Origin of the sequence: Prochlorococcus marinus XMU1406, assembly GCF_017696055.1 — a bacterium.
In the GTDB taxonomy this organism is placed as follows: domain Bacteria; phylum Cyanobacteriota; class Cyanobacteriia; order PCC-6307; family Cyanobiaceae; genus Prochlorococcus_A; species Prochlorococcus_A marinus_W.
In genome coordinates this window covers 126,887-141,451 of record NZ_JAAORG010000001.1, presented here as the reverse complement: position 1 = coordinate 141,451, position 14,565 = coordinate 126,887, and the positions used below count along the sequence as shown (strand labels likewise).

Below are 14,565 nucleotides of genomic sequence, written 5' to 3'. Positions count from 1 at the left end.
TTTCATCCAATCAAATTATTAATATTATCTTGAAGGTGCATTGTTACAGAATTCAGATCATCTCTTGATGAACTTTGTGGAGGTTGAACAGGTTTTCCCACTTTAATAACTATTTTTGAAAATAAAGGAATGAAGAATTTAAATCTTATTAGTCTATGTGAATTAACTATTGCAACAGGCAATAATAATTTTTGATTTTTAAAGGCTAATAATGCTGCACCTTGTTTGGGCTTATTCACTCGACCATTTTTTTGACGAGTGCCATCAATAAAAATTCCAATACAATTATCATCTGATAATTTTTTACATGCTGTTTTAATTGTATTTTTATCAGCAATACCTCTTTTTACAGGATACGCTCCACAAGCCTTGATAATAAAGCCGATAAAAGGAATTTTAAAAAGCTCTGCCTTGGCCATAAAAGATATATTACGTCCAAGGGCATGGCCTAACAAAGGAGGGTCAAATAAAGAACCATGATTAGAGACCATGATAAAGGAATCTTTTTTCGGGATATTTTCTCTACCTATTAATTGACCTTTAAATAAAAATTTATAAATAGGAAATACAAAAAGCGTGCTAACTAATTCATAGATTAATTTTTGTATATTATCATTTTTCATACAAATTAATAAGATATTTGATCTGAAGATGAAACTTGAGAAATTTTTACATCTTTAAGATGTCTTTTTCCTAAACCGCTTAATACATTAGAAGGGCCAATTTCAACAATATGTAGATCACTATCTTTTGCCATTAAATCCATAGTTTCGCGCCACCTCACTCCATTACACATTTGATTTTCTAATCTAATTTTAAGCTCGTTTGGATCACTACAAAGAGAAGGTTCATAATTGCTTATGACAGGGAAAGAGGGATTGTTAAATTTAATCTGTTTTAAATACTCAGAAAATTTTGATGAAGGTTCATTCATGAATGGTGAATGAAATGCACCTGAAACATTTAATTTCAAGAATCTTTTACAAGTAATTTCTCTCGATAAATTATCTAATGCTTCAGTAGATCCTGATAAGACAACTTGGGAAGAGCTATTGTCATTAGCAATTACAATATCATCAATTTTTTGTACTAATAGATCAAGTTGATTTCTATCAAAACCAATTACTGCTGCCATAGATCCTTTCCCAGCATTTACCATTAATTGAGACCTTTCTTTGATTAGAGAAACACAATCTTCGAATGGAAAAACATCCGCACAATATAGTGCAGTTATTTCGCCCAGACTATGGCCAGCAACATAAGTTGGTTTAAATCCATTTTCCTTTAATGCATCTAATAAAATTGATTCAACTAAAAAAAGACAAATTTGTGTATTTCTTGTGTTATTTAAATCAATAAGAGGATTTGTTGATTCAGTATTTAACTCACAAATTTCAAATAAATTCCTCTCAAATATTTCAGATGCATAACTAAACCTCTCTTTTGTGTTGGGCAAATTTTCAATTTGTTTTGCCATTCCAATTTTTTGCGAACCCTGTCCAGGGAATACCCATGCAACTGTCATAATGCTCCTTTTTTTTTAACCCCATTTAATGAGGGCTGCACCCCAACTTAACCCAGCACCAAAACCACTTGTTGCAATAATATCATTTTGTTTAATTCTATTGTCTCTAATAGCCTCATCCATCACAAGTGGAATTGTTGCTGCTGAAGTGTTACCGTATTTTTCTAAATTGCTAAGAATTTTTTCTCCAGGAATTTTTAACCTTTCTCCTACAGAATCCAATATCCTTTGATTAGCTTGATGCAATACAAGCCAATCAACTTCATCGGAAGCATAATTCATTTTTTTGAACAACTTTTCAAGAATTATCGGAACTTCTCTCACTGCAAATTTATACACTTCCTGCCCATTCATCTGAATTGGAGAAAAAGCTCCACTTGAGAAATCAATATTATCAATTATTGAATCCTTATTATTTTTTGATGGGAGATTAAGAAAAGAACCCCTTTCTCCATCAGTTTTCATATCAAAACCAATTAAATTATCATATTGATTAGTGGCTTCAATTGCTAATGCACCTGCACCATCTCCAAAGAGAATACAACTTCTTCTATCATTCCAGTCAACAAAGCTTGATAGTTGATCTGCTCCTATAACAATAGCTCTTTTAAAACTACCCCCTTTTAAAAATTGTGAGGCTGTAATTAAGGCAAATAAGAAACCACTACATGCCGCAGTTAAATCGAAAGCCACAGCATTAGCTGCCCCTAATTTAGCTTGAATGGATGGCGCTGATCCAAATAAATCATGCGGAGTAGAAGTAGCTAAAACAATCAAATCAATCGTTTTAATATCCCAATTAGCCGTTTCTATAGCAGTTAGAGCCGCCTTATAGCCCATCTCAGTAACATTATCTCCTAAGTTAGAGATTCTTCTCTCAGAAATGCCCGTTCTAGATTTTATCCATTCATTGCTTGTATCAACCTTTTGACTAATTTTTTGATTAGTCAGAATTTGATCAGGTACATAACTTCCGCTCCCCTTGAATGATACTCCAATCTGATTAAAATTTATTCCTTCCAAAAGAGTTTTTTAGTTACTTATATTAGTCAAACATAAATTTGACTCAATATGTTTTATGAATTTAAAACTTGAAGCTTTTGAAGTTGATTTAAATTGTCCATAACACCATGATTCACTGCGGAGTGAGCCAAGCGAAGAGCACTAACTACTGATAAAGATTTGCTACTTCCATGACCAATAACGCAAATTCCATTCACCCCAAGTAATAAAGCTCCTCCATGTTCGGCATGATCTAACCTTTTCTTAATTCTGAGTAGATTACTTTTTAAAAAAGCTGAACCAACTTTCCCCCGCCTTCCACGTGGCAGCTCAGATCTCAAAATATCTAATAAAACCCCTCCCACAGATTCAAGAAATTTCAATAATATATTTCCAGTAAATCCATCACAGACTACTACGTCGAAACTACCTGATAATACATCTCGCCCTTCACAATTACCTCCAAAATGAAAACTTTTTTCAGAAGATAATAATTCAAATGTTTTTAGGGATAAATCATTACCTTTGCATTCTTCTTCTCCAATATTTAAAAGGCCAATTCTTGGTTTTTTTACTTGTAAGACATCTTTTGCATAAATGTTACCTAGAAGAGCAAATTGATGCAGATAAGATGGCTTACAATCAGTATTTGCACCAACATCTAAAACTAATACCGGGCGAGTTTGATCCCTTGTTGGAAATAATGCTCCTATAGCTGGTCTATCAATTCCTTTCAATCTTCCAATTCTAAATATGGCAGAAGCCATCATGGCTCCTGAATTACCAGCTGAGTAGACAGCTTCAGCTTTATTATTTCTCACTAAATCCATCGCAACGTTTATACTTGCATTTTTCCTTTTTCTAACTGCAGTAGCTTCTTCATTCATCCCAATAGGCTCTCCACTATCAATTAATTCAAGACGATTATTATCAATTTCATTTCCTAATATTTCTGCTAAACCAGTTTTTTCTGCTGCATCTTTAACTTTTTCAATTTTACCGACAAACTTTATATTTATTGGAAATCTACTTATTGCTTCGAGGCAACCCTCAAGAATTGGACCAGGAGCATAATCTCCACCCATACCATCAACTGCGATCCAAATTCTTTTAGATTGAGATTCCTCTACCCTATCTAAAATATTATCATTATTTTGTAATCTTTTTAATGGGTCAAAAACTAATGGCTGTAATGTATTTTTAGCTATTGAACTAGCATTTGAAACAACACTGCTGGCAGTATTCACAACAGATTCAGCGCTTGAAACTACATTACCTGCAACATTACTCGCCACATTACTAGCTGTGCTCACAACAGAACCAGCACCAGAAACTACATTACCCGCAACATTACTAGCCGTCACCGCAGAACTAGCAGCAGTATCTACTATTGAAGTTACAGCAGAGTTTCTTTTGTACCAAATAACTAATCTTCTGATAGCTCTGGGCTTATTAATTTTTTGCACACTTTCTTTGCCCATTTATTTACCATCAAAAGGAGCAATATCTACAATCCTTTGAAAAAGATATCCTGTGCCCCTCGCTGTTAATATCAATTCAGGATTTGCGGGATCAGCCTCCAGTTTTGATCTTAATCTTGATATATGAACATCCACTACTCTTGTATCAACGTGTCTCTCAGGTGTATATCCCCAAACTTCTTTCAAAATCTCTCCTCTACTAAATGGCTCTCCTGACCTACTTACCAAAAGCTCTAAAAGACTAAATTCCATTCCAGTTAACCTAATTCTCTCATCACTTTTAAAAACTTGTCTTCGATTTGTATCAATTTTTATATCTGTAACCAAAATCAATCCTGAATTAGGCATTCCAGGGATTTGTTCTTTATCGATTCTTCTCAGAACACACCTAATCCTAGCTTCTAACTCCTTTGGGCTAAATGGTTTTACGACGTAATCATCAGCCCCTAATTCTAAACCTGTTATCCTATCTGCAACATCTCCTAATGCAGTTAACATAACAATTGGAACATCAGAATCTTTCCTTAATTCTTGACACACTCCATAGCCATCTAATTTTGGCATCATAACGTCAAGCACGACTAAATCAGGGTCATAATCTTTAAATAACTTTAGTGCTTCTTTACCATCACTTGCAGTTACGACTTTGTAGCCAATCATGGAGAGGCGCGTCTCCAGAATTCTTCTAATACTTGCCTCGTCATCTGCGACAAGAATTGTTTCTTTAGTTTGACTAGATAGAGCCATTTGTTTCTATTAGCTAATCAGTAAGAGAATTAATTATTATCCTAATCTAACTTGTAGAGGGGCAATATCCCAAACATTCTAGTTCTAATACTTTATTCAAAAACTAAATGTCTAGCAAATTATCGACTTTTATTTGTCAAAATTGCGGAACTGAAACTTCTCAATACTTTGGGAAATGCCTTAACTGCAACTCATGGAATTCGATTGTAGAAGAAATTAAAAGCAAGAGATCTAGACATCAAAATATTAAAAATAATAAGAAATCTATCTCTTTTAATGAAATTTCATCAAAAAAAATATCAAGATTTACAAGTGGTTTTAGAGAATTTGATCGAGTTCTTGGAGGTGGAATAGTACCTGGATCTGTTGTCTTACTTGGAGGAGAACCAGGTATAGGTAAAAGCACAATAGTTCTTCAATCAGCAGGAAAAATATCTCTAAATGAGAAAGTTTTATACATAACTGCAGAAGAATCCCTAGAACAAGTAAAAATTAGATGGGAAAGATTAAATCAAAACAGTATTGATTTAAAAATTTTTGCAGAAACAAATTTATCCCTAATTATTGAAGAGATCAAAAGTGTAAATCCAAGTTTCGCAATTATTGATAGTATTCAAGCCATCCACAATCATGAAATGGAAAGTTCGCCAGGATCGGTTTCTCAAGTTAGAGCATGTTCGTCTGAGTTGCAAAATCTAGCCAAAGACAATAATATTGCGCTTCTAATAATTGGTCATGTAACCAAGGATGGTGCGTTAGCTGGCCCTAAAACTCTTGAGCATTTAGTTGATACAGTAATAAACTTTGAAGGAGATAATATTTCATCTCATAGATTACTAAGAAGTATAAAAAATCGATTTGGATCGACCTTTGAAATTGGAATTTTTGAAATGCTTGAAGAAGGTTTAAGAGAGATAAAAAACCCAAGTTCAATTTTTACAAATAAAGAAAATATTTCAGGTGTAACAACTACGATTACAAATGAAGGCACTCGACCATTAGCAGTTGATATACAAGCACTGGTAAATAAAACTTTCTACAGTAATCCAAGACGAACTACAACTGGAATTAGCATAAATAGGTTGCATCAAATTCTTGCTGTTATTGAAAAACACGTGGGGATAAAATTATCTGAATTTGATTGTTATATTGCTACTGGTGGAGGTTTTGAGATTAATGATCCCTCATCTGACTTAGGTGTAGCAATATCAATTTTATCAAGCTTGAAAAATATTCCTGCTTTAGCTAGTACCTCATTTATTGGGGAATTGGGTTTGAGCGGTCAAGTTAGAAAATCGAATAACCTTCGAACAAAGATTGAAGAAGCAGTAAGATTAGGTATCAAGAATATCATAGTCCCAAAACTAGAGGAGGAACTAAATAATAATTTTCAAAATTTAATAAATATCAAAGAGATATCCAATATTAAAGAAGCAGTTGATTATTCTTTTTCAAAATAAAAAATCAAAGGTACATATCAATTGAGCTTCTGCCCGAGTTTTTCAACCAATTCTCAATATCTAGATACCCACCTGGATATAGTCTCACCGCTTTAGACCAGACTTCAGCAGCTTTATCAAACCAAATATCTCTCTGATCTAAATCACCATTTTGCTCAGCATATCTTCCCCTTTTTTCATAAATTAAACCGATATTTTTTAAGCATGATGGCTGTTTGGGATTTTCTAGTAATGCTTTTTCATAAGTTTCAATAGATAAATCCTCTTCACCGTTACTCATATATATAATTGCCATGTTTTTTAGAGTCTCACCCCTATCAATTTTATTTTCTTCAAGAAGTAAACTCTCTTTGTAATACTCTAATGCTTCCGAATAATCCCCATTATTTTGTGCAGCTAAGCCATCTCTATAATAAATATATGCCTTTTTTTCTTTCTCAGCGATAGGCATTATTTTTACAATAGATTCAGCAATTACAGTAAAAGCTTTATCAATAAAATTGTCTCTGTTTTGATTACTAGGCACTGCTCTAAATTTAATAAAATTAATATAGTAATTTAAAAAATAACTATTTAAAAAGTCTATTACATTTATTATTATAGTTAAAATAAAGTTAAGCATTAATATGCTTTTATCGTGAAAAATATGGAGAGCATTCAATTAAACGTCACAGGAATGAAATGCGGCGGTTGTGTTAGTACTGTTGAAAAAATATTGAATAATTCTGAGGGTATTGAAAATGTTTCTGTTAACTTGCTTACTGAAAGTGCATATTTTGAAATTACCAAGAAACATATAGAAATAGAAACAGTTCTCGAAAATCTAAAAGAAAATGGTTTCCCATCAAAGATTTACATAAATGATTTTTCAAAAAAAATAAATAAAGCAGAATTAAAAAAAAAAAAGAAGTGGAATAATCAATGGAAAAAACTAACTTTTGCCCTATTACTTTTATTATTTTCAGGTTTAGGTCATCTAGCAGAAGGAAGATATATAAATTTTCCAATATTAGGGAATATATTTTTTCATGCTTCATTAGCAACTTTAGCTCTATTATTTCCTGGCAGAGGAATAATTATTAATGGATTTAAATCATTTATTAAGAACCATCCGGATATGGATTCTTTAGTCGCTCTTGGAGTAATAAGCGCATATGCAACAAGTCTTCTATCCTTAATATTTCCAGCCACTGGTTTTCCTTGTTTTTTTAATGAACCAGTTATGCTTTTAGGCTTCATACTGATTGGGCGTTTCTTAGAAGAAAGAGCAAGACATCAAACTGGTTCATCCATTGGAGAATTATTAGATCTTCAACCTGAAATGGCAAATATCTACACAGAAGACAATCAAATAAAGTCAATAAGAGTAAACACTTTAAGACCTGATCAAGAGATTCAAGTTTTAGCAGGAGACAGAATACCTGCTGACTGCATTGTTACCAGAGGCAACTCATATGTTGATGTTTCACATATTACTGGAGAATCCAAACCTATCGAAGTAAAAGAAGGCGAGAATCTATCTAGCGGGTCTTTAAATCTTAATTCAACTCTTAGACTTAAAGTACAAAAAGTCGGAGGAGATTCTTCTCTTGCAAAACTAGTAAATCTTATTGAGTCTGTAAACTCTAGAAAACCTCGCATTCAAAGAATTGCTGATGAAATTGCAGGCAAATTTACTTACTTTGTACTTATTTTTTCTACATTAACTTTCTTCTTTTGGTGGAAGGGGGCAAGAAGCATATGGCCTGATTTATTAAGTCATAAACATGAATTCATTGCTCACTCAAGCCATACACTGCATAGTTCGCTTGGTAGTAATGCTGAAAATTACCTGAGTTTAGCAATTCAATTGTCAATTGCTGTTTTAGTAATAGCTTGTCCTTGTGCATTAGGTTTAGCCACTCCAACTGTAATCACTGTCGCATCAGGTAAAGCAGCAAAAAAAGGGGTTTTATTTAAAGGTGGGGACAAAATAGAGATGGCTTCAAAAATTAATCACATTATTTTTGACAAGACAGGTACTTTAACAAAAGGTAAGCCTTTTATTGTTAATTATAAAAATAATGATGACAATTCATTTTTATTAAGAATAGCTGCCAGTTTAGAAAAGGAAAGCAGACATCCAATTGCGGATGCTTTAATTCAAGAGGCAAAAAAGCAAAATTTAATTTTATTTCCAATAAAAAAAATTTTCACACATTCAGGTCGAGGTATTTCTGGAGAACTTGAGTCAATTGATGGACTTATTAATATTGGAAATATTGAATGGCTACTAAGCAAAGGAATAATTATTGATAGTGATGCAAAAAAAGTAATCGAAAATGAAGAAACAAAAACGAACACTATCATTGGAGTAAGTATCAAAGATAAGTTATTAGGCTTTATTTTGCTAGGAGATTTACTCAGAGATGATTCAATTAAAACAGTTCAAAATTTGAGAGAAAACAAATTTAAAATTAATATTTTAAGTGGAGATAGGAAACAAACAGTTTTAGCTTTAGCAAAAAAAATTGGTTGTAAAGAAACAGAAGTAAAATGGGATCTTCTTCCTGAAATGAAGCTAAAGACTATAGAAAATTTAAAAATTAATAATAAAGTAGCAATGATTGGTGATGGTATTAATGATGTCCCAGCCTTAGCATCCTCAGACTTAGGAATTGCAGTGGGATCGGGGACTCAAATAGCCAAGGCAAATGCAGATGTAGTATTGATGGGAGATCAACTCAATGGATTACCCTACGCCTTAAATCTTGCAAAAAAAACTATAAGAAAAATAAAGCAAAATCTAACATGGGCTTTTGGTTACAACTTACTCGCTATACCTTTAGCCGCGGGCTTTTTATTCCCTAAATACGGTATTCTTCTCACTCCCTCAATTGCAGCATTATTGATGGCTATTAGCTCTATTACAGTTGTAATTAATGCTTTATCTTTGGATTAAATGAAAGGAAAATTTATCGTTATTGAGGGTATTGATGGATGTGGTAAGACTACCCAAATAGATGAACTATCTAAATGGCTACCTAATAGTGGTCTAATAAAGAAAGGGTCTAAATTAATCACAACTAGAGAGCCTGGAGGCAGCCTATTAGGAAAAAAACTTAGAGGACTGATTCTTGATAATAATGCAAATAACAAACCCTCATCGCTCGCGGAATTATTGCTTTATTCAGCTGATAGAGCGGAACACGTTTCAAAAATTATTTCACCTGCTTTAAATAAGAATGATTGGGTAATAAGTGATAGATTTTCTGATTCCACACTGGCTTATCAAGGTTATGGAAGAAATATAAATTTAGAAATAATTAAAAATATTGAATCTATTGTGTGTCAAGGAAAGTCTCCTGATCTAACTTTCTTCTTAGAAATTTCTCCAGAAGAGAGTATATTCCGAAGAAAACATGAAATCCCAGATAGAATGGAATCAGAAGGTATTAGATTTCTAGAAAAAGTAAATGAAGGATTCAAACTAATTGCCAAAGAAAAACAATGGGAAGTGATATCTGCCTCACAAAATGTTGAAACTATTTCTAATCAAATTAGACAAACCATACTAAAGAATTTTTCTAATAACAAATGATTGAGGTTAAAAAAAATAATTTTTTATTTGATGAAGAAGTCAATATCTGCCTTAACAGCATAATTAAAAACAAATCATTTGCTAATGGTTATATATTTTATGGTGCTGAAGGAGTGGGGAAAAAGCAAACTGCTTTTCGATTTATAAAAGAGATTTTCAAACAATTAACACCTTCAGAGAATATTGAAGAGAAAATTACCAACAATAACCATCCTGATTTACTAATTATCGAACCTGATTCACTTTTAGCCACAAAAAGTTCAAGTAGTTCCGATCTTGAAAAAAAAATAAAAAGTGGATCTGAGATTATTAAGATTGCTCAAATACGTAATATCAAAACTTTTCTTGGTCAGAAATCAATAAACTCAGAAAAAAAAATTGTTTTAATTATTGATGCACACCTTTTAAATGAAGCAGCCTCAAATTGCCTTTTAAAAACCTTAGAAGAACCTAGTAATGGCATTTTTATTTTATTAACATCTAAATTAAACCTTCTCTTAGATACGATCATCTCAAGATGTCAAATTGTCAGATTTCGATCCTTTTCTAGTAAACAAATAAAGTCTATTTTGAAAGATTATTTAGATACTTCTAAATTAAATATTAACAAAAAATTAAAATTGGATGATTTAATAAATTCTGCAAATGGATCCCCAAATAAATTATTAAAAAATATTGAAATTTTGAATGATTTTTCAGATGAAATTATAAGTAAATTGGATTCTCCAATGAAAAATAGTTTGGAAATTCTAGAAAGATCTAAATTAATATCTGAAACATTAGAAATATATCAACAGATTTGCTTAGCCAATTATATTCAAACTATTTGGTGGAGAAAGACAAAAAATATTAGTTTAGTTAAAAAACTTGAAAATTTAAAATATCTTTTAAGAAAAAACATTCAACCAAGGTTGGCTTGGGAAATTACTTTATTAAAAATTTCAATGGAAGATATATTGGATTAATCTAGTACAGAATTTATTAAATCAGGATTTCTTGCTTGAATAAACTCTTGCCTAGCAGTTTCAACTTGAGAACCAATAGGTAACTCAAGACAATATCCGGCACCATAAACAGTTTTTATATATGTAGGCTTACGTGGATCAGGTTCTAATTTAGTGCGTAAGTGCCTAATATGAACTCTTATTGTCTCAATATCATCGTCAGGTTCATATCCCCAAACTTCTTTAAGAATTAATGCTGGCGATACAGTTTGACCATGTCTCTGCAAAAGACAGTGAAGCAATTCAAATTCAAGATGCGTTAATCTAACAGGAGATTTAAACCATATAGCTTCAAATCTTTCCGGAACAAGAGTTAAAGGTCCATAATTCAATATTTCTTGCTGGTTACTAGAATTCAATTGTGCTCTATTGGTTCTTCTTAGTAATGCTTTTATGCGAACATGTAATTCTTCTAGATCGAATGGTTTAGTGATGTAATCATCTGCTCCAGAATTAAATCCAGTCACTTTATCTTTAAGGCCACCTAAAGCAGTTATCATTAGAATTGGAATATTTGATGTTCTTTCATCTCTTCTAAGTCGCTGGCATAAAGTTAACCCGTCAACACTTGGCAGCATCAAATCTAAAAGTATTAAATCTGGTGAGTATTGAAGAGCTAACGCCTGCCCTTTAATGCCATCTTCAGCTTTTTGTACATCGAAACCAGAATGTTCTAAATGCCTAGCCACTAAATCACGCATATCACGATCATCTTCTATCAAGAGGATTGAAATTTTCATATTGATTGACTATTAAATTAAAATAAAGTTTTAGTAATAAGATTCTCTCAAGAATTTATTAAGATTGCTGGATTAGTGTAAACATTTTTATCAATTCAATTTATGAATTAACTTAATGATGACAAGGTATTAGAGAGAAATTGCAAATTTTTAAAAAAGTTTAAATTTTACAATTTCTTTCGATTCTATTTACTTTTTCTTAACAATCAAAGGAAAATTAGAAAAGATATTGATTTTTTTTGAAAAAATATCGAATTCAAATTGCCATAGGCAAAGGTATCTGAAAATAAAATTAAATAGTGATTCTCAGTTTTCAAAGAGGATTTAACTGAATTTAAATTTTTAATTTATTCTGAGTGGTTATAGTAATAATTTTGTCTATATTAAAAAAAATTTAAATATCTATGAAAAAGAAGTCAATTATCTATTCTGATTTATCAAAAAAACAACTAGAAAAACTTAAAGAATTATATATTCAAAAAAAAGTTGAATCGATGAGTCATCAAGATCTTAAACAATATGTACTAGAAATTATTTCTCATCAGATAAACGATACTATCGACAAAGAAGAAGAAATAGAAGCTTGGAGTGAAATATCAGATTTTTTTGGAGAGCAATTTGAGATAGTTATCCTAGAAATACAAGCAAAATACATTGACGAGAAAAAAGTTCTTGAAACAGAAATAGATTCTCAGAAACAAAGAATAGAATTACTTAAGAGAAATAACTCAGATCAAGAGAAAACGGATATGTGGGCTGATTAGAATTTCCTAATATGTATAATTTATACAATACAAAAAAGTTTTACCTTGACTAGATAAAACTTAAAAATCAATTAAAGAATTTATAGATTTTAAAAGAAAAAATACAGCCAAGAACAATATTTCTACAACAGATATTAGAATACAAATATCTATGAAAACTAATTTTCAACAAATAACCCTTATTTAGTAATTTGTTATAAAATAACTAGATTAATAGTAAAAGAACTATCATAACTTCTTTGAATTTCAGTATCAACAATTAATCGCCTAATCAAAAGAGGAAAATTTCCTCCAAAAGTTAAAATATCACCCAGAAGAATGGTTTTTATGAAGTATTAAATTGATAAATGGATAGAGAATCAAAGGAATAATTAGTAAATTTTTCTGATAAATTAGAAATACAATTTTTGTGCAGTAAATATGATTGATAAGAAAATAGTGCACACCAACAAAGAAATATTTATTAAAGCAATCAATTTTCAAAAGAAGGGTAATATTTCAGAAGCATCAAAAATTTATCAATCTCTTATAAAAATTGGTTTTATTAACCCTTTTCTTTACTTTAATTATGGATTAATTCTATTTAACGGAGGTCAATTAGTCCAAGCAGAAAAATGTTTTCTCAAAACTATAGAAATCAAACCAGATTTTTTGAATGCTTACTTTTACATTATTAATATTTTGCTAAAACTTCAAAAATTTTCAAAAGCAGAAATATTTGCTCGTAAAACAATCGTATTAAATCCTAATTCATTTGAAACCCATGCAAATTTAGGTGGGATTCTCAAAGAACTTGGGAAATTAAAAGAAGCAGAAATATCAACAAGAAAAGCGATAAATCTAAAAAACGATTTTGCTCCTGCTCACTACAATCTAGGGATTATACTAAACAAACTTGGGAAGTTAGAAGATTCAAAAATATCTTTTCTCAAAGCGATTGAAATAAAACCAGATTTTTATAATGCACAATATAGTCTTGGCATAGTATTTACCAATCTTGGAAAATTAAAAGAAGCAGAAATATCTTTTCTCAAAGCGATTGAAATCAAGCCGGATTATGCAAAAGCATATTTTTCTCTTTCATCCCTGAATTATTCTGATGACAATAATTGGAAAAAATATCTATTCTCGAAAGATATTTTAAAAAATCAATCAAGAAGTGATTTAGTGGATATTTATTTCGCTAGAGCAAATATATGTCACAAAGAAAAAAACTATGAAGAAAGTTCTAAATTTCTCATTTCAGCAAATGAATTGAAACTAAAAATTCAACCCTCAAATAGAGAGATTCTTTATAAAAAATCAAAAAAACTATTATTAGAGTGCAACAAAAAAAAAATAAATAGAAAATCTTCAGCAAAATCCCCTGAATGTATTTTTATTGTGGGTATGCCAAGAAGTGGTTCAACTCTAATAGAGAATATCTTGAGTATGAATCCTAAAGTTACTCCATTAGGAGAGGTTAATATTCTTGAAGAATCATTTAAAAATTACAAAAAAAATATTGAAGGGTTGCCATTAAATGAGATTTATTTAAAAAAGCTTAATGGGTTGGGGTATATAAACATTATTACTACAAATAAAAATTTAGGAAATTACAAATATGCTGGAATAATTGCAAATGAAATTCCAAATGCAAAAATCATACATTGTTTCCGCAATCCTCTAGATAATATTTTATCCATGTTTAGAGCAAATTTTAAATCTGGAATTAATTATTCATCTTCAATCATTGATTGTGCATTGATTTACAATAACCAAGAGGAGATAATGGATAATTATAAGAAGGAATTCAGGAGTAAAATATACGATTTAAACTATGATTTGTTGGTAGAAAACCCTACCAAAGAAGTAGAATCTCTAATCAATTGGTTAGGTTGGAAGTGGAACAAATCATATTTATCACATCATTTAAGCGAAAGATCCGTTCTGACTGCTAGCAGTGTAGAAGTGCGTTCCCCAATTAACTCAAGGTCAAAAAAGGGATGGAAAAATTACAAAAAGATGCTAAATCCTGCAATAAAAATAATTATAAAAAATAAGAAATATAAGAAACTATTAGATGAATAGTATTTTTGATGTGTATTTTTCGATTCGATGAATTAACCTTAGAATTTTCTAGTGATAGTTAATTTTTTAAAATCGCTCTCCTAATGCGAACTTTTAGTTGCTATTGCCTTACTCCCCTTATTTCAAGTAAACCTAGAAAATCGAAGAAAGAGGTAAATTTCACTGCCATATTCCCACCATTTATAAATTACT

14 protein-coding genes are annotated in these 14,565 nt (G+C 31.0%); 7 read left to right on the top strand and 7 right to left on the bottom strand.

The window, feature by feature from the left end; genetic code table 11:
- Positions 1 to 2 precede the first annotated feature (2 nt).
- Genes HA149_RS00755 through rpaB form a run of 5 tightly spaced genes read right to left on the bottom strand, consistent with a single transcriptional unit; the run spans position 3 to position 4,755 of the window.
- Positions 3 to 623, bottom strand: coding sequence for a lysophospholipid acyltransferase family protein (locus HA149_RS00755; RefSeq protein ID WP_209112132.1), 621 nt, complete (start codon positions 621 to 623; stop codon positions 3 to 5).
- A gap of 5 nt (positions 624 to 628) precedes the next feature.
- The gene (gene fabD / locus HA149_RS00750; RefSeq protein WP_209112130.1) at positions 629 to 1,525 is read right to left on the bottom strand and encodes an ACP S-malonyltransferase; all 897 of its coding nucleotides are present in this window, start codon (positions 1,523 to 1,525) and stop codon (positions 629 to 631) included.
- A gap of 15 nt (positions 1,526 to 1,540) precedes the next feature.
- Positions 1,541 to 2,548 (bottom strand): beta-ketoacyl-ACP synthase III, encoded by a 1,008-nt coding sequence (locus tag HA149_RS00745; protein ID WP_209112127.1) that lies wholly within the window; start codon positions 2,546 to 2,548, stop codon positions 1,541 to 1,543.
- 53 nt (positions 2,549 to 2,601) lie between these two features.
- On the bottom strand, positions 2,602 to 4,008 hold the full coding sequence (gene plsX / locus HA149_RS00740) for a phosphate acyltransferase PlsX (RefSeq protein WP_209112125.1): 1,407 nt from the start codon (positions 4,006 to 4,008) through the stop codon (positions 2,602 to 2,604).
- A complete protein-coding gene (gene rpaB, locus HA149_RS00735; protein ID WP_075486978.1) occupies positions 4,009 to 4,755 on the bottom strand; it encodes a response regulator transcription factor RpaB in 747 nt (248 codons plus the stop codon). It lies immediately after the preceding gene.
- 107 nt (positions 4,756 to 4,862) lie between these two features.
- Here rpaB and radA point away from each other — a divergent pair, with 107 nt between their 5' ends.
- The gene (gene radA, locus HA149_RS00730) at positions 4,863 to 6,215 is read left to right on the top strand and encodes a DNA repair protein RadA (protein ID WP_209112123.1); all 1,353 of its coding nucleotides are present in this window, start codon (positions 4,863 to 4,865) and stop codon (positions 6,213 to 6,215) included.
- A 4-nt stretch (positions 6,216 to 6,219) separates the two neighbouring features.
- On the opposite strand, the gene HA149_RS00725 is transcribed toward radA, so the two are convergent.
- On the bottom strand, positions 6,220 to 6,741 hold the full coding sequence (locus tag HA149_RS00725) for a photosystem I assembly protein Ycf3 (protein ID WP_162512861.1): 522 nt from the start codon (positions 6,739 to 6,741) through the stop codon (positions 6,220 to 6,222).
- A gap of 120 nt (positions 6,742 to 6,861) precedes the next feature.
- On the opposite strand from HA149_RS00725, the gene HA149_RS00720 reads away from it, so the two are divergent.
- From HA149_RS00720 to HA149_RS00710, 3 genes are read left to right on the top strand one after another with little or no spacing between them, the layout of a single operon-like run.
- Entirely contained in the window at positions 6,862 to 9,156 is a 2,295-nt protein-coding gene (locus HA149_RS00720; protein WP_209113898.1) for a heavy metal translocating P-type ATPase, read from the top strand.
- Positions 9,157 to 9,795 (top strand): dTMP kinase, encoded by a 639-nt coding sequence (gene tmk / locus HA149_RS00715; RefSeq protein ID WP_209112120.1) that lies wholly within the window; start codon positions 9,157 to 9,159, stop codon positions 9,793 to 9,795.
- Positions 9,792 to 10,760: a DNA polymerase III subunit delta' gene (locus HA149_RS00710; protein ID WP_209112118.1), complete on the top strand. Its 969-nt coding sequence runs from the start codon at positions 9,792 to 9,794 to the stop codon at positions 10,758 to 10,760. Before tmk ends, HA149_RS00710 begins: the two co-directional genes overlap by 4 nt.
- Here HA149_RS00710 and HA149_RS00705 read toward each other — a convergent pair.
- Entirely contained in the window at positions 10,757 to 11,539 is a 783-nt protein-coding gene (locus HA149_RS00705) for a response regulator transcription factor (protein WP_209112116.1), read from the bottom strand. The two genes, HA149_RS00710 and HA149_RS00705, sit on opposite strands and share 4 nt — an antisense overlap.
- A gap of 404 nt (positions 11,540 to 11,943) precedes the next feature.
- On the opposite strand from HA149_RS00705, the gene HA149_RS00700 reads away from it, so the two are divergent.
- The 3 genes from HA149_RS00700 to HA149_RS00690 all read left to right on the top strand — a co-directional run bounded on the left by HA149_RS00700 (position 11,944) and on the right by HA149_RS00690 (position 14,373).
- Entirely contained in the window at positions 11,944 to 12,303 is a 360-nt protein-coding gene (locus HA149_RS00700; RefSeq protein WP_209112114.1) for a DUF7326 family protein, read from the top strand.
- 243 nt (positions 12,304 to 12,546) lie between these two features.
- A complete protein-coding gene (locus HA149_RS09670; RefSeq protein ID WP_209113896.1) occupies positions 12,547 to 12,642 on the top strand; it encodes an AlpA family phage regulatory protein in 96 nt (31 codons plus the stop codon).
- A gap of 81 nt (positions 12,643 to 12,723) precedes the next feature.
- Complete coding sequence (locus HA149_RS00690) at positions 12,724 to 14,373, top strand: sulfotransferase family protein (protein WP_209112112.1); 1,650 nt, start codon at positions 12,724 to 12,726, stop codon at positions 14,371 to 14,373.
- Positions 14,374 to 14,565: the final 192 nt, after the last annotated feature.

Excerpts from the sequence above, each read along its gene's own strand:
- tmk (WP_209112120.1), top strand. The coding sequence starts at position 9,157 with ATGAAAGGAAAATTTATCGTTATTGAGGGTATTGATGGATGTGGTAAG.
- plsX (WP_209112125.1), bottom strand. The coding sequence starts at position 4,008 with ATGGGCAAAGAAAGTGTGCAAAAAATTAATAAGCCCAGAGCTATCAGA.
- rpaB (WP_075486978.1), bottom strand. The coding sequence starts at position 4,755 with ATGGCTCTATCTAGTCAAACTAAAGAAACAATTCTTGTCGCAGATGAC.
- fabD (WP_209112130.1), bottom strand. The coding sequence starts at position 1,525 with ATGACAGTTGCATGGGTATTCCCTGGACAGGGTTCGCAAAAAATTGGA.
- HA149_RS00720 (WP_209113898.1), top strand. The coding sequence starts at position 6,862 with ATGGAGAGCATTCAATTAAACGTCACAGGAATGAAATGCGGCGGTTGT.
- radA (WP_209112123.1), top strand. The coding sequence starts at position 4,863 with ATGTCTAGCAAATTATCGACTTTTATTTGTCAAAATTGCGGAACTGAA.
- HA149_RS00705 (WP_209112116.1), bottom strand. The coding sequence starts at position 11,539 with ATGAAAATTTCAATCCTCTTGATAGAAGATGATCGTGATATGCGTGAT.
- HA149_RS00755 (WP_209112132.1), bottom strand. The coding sequence starts at position 623 with ATGAAAAATGATAATATACAAAAATTAATCTATGAATTAGTTAGCACG.
- HA149_RS00700 (WP_209112114.1), top strand. The coding sequence starts at position 11,944 with ATGAAAAAGAAGTCAATTATCTATTCTGATTTATCAAAAAAACAACTA.
- HA149_RS00710 (WP_209112118.1), top strand. The coding sequence starts at position 9,792 with ATGATTGAGGTTAAAAAAAATAATTTTTTATTTGATGAAGAAGTCAAT.
- HA149_RS00690 (WP_209112112.1), top strand. The coding sequence starts at position 12,724 with ATGATTGATAAGAAAATAGTGCACACCAACAAAGAAATATTTATTAAA.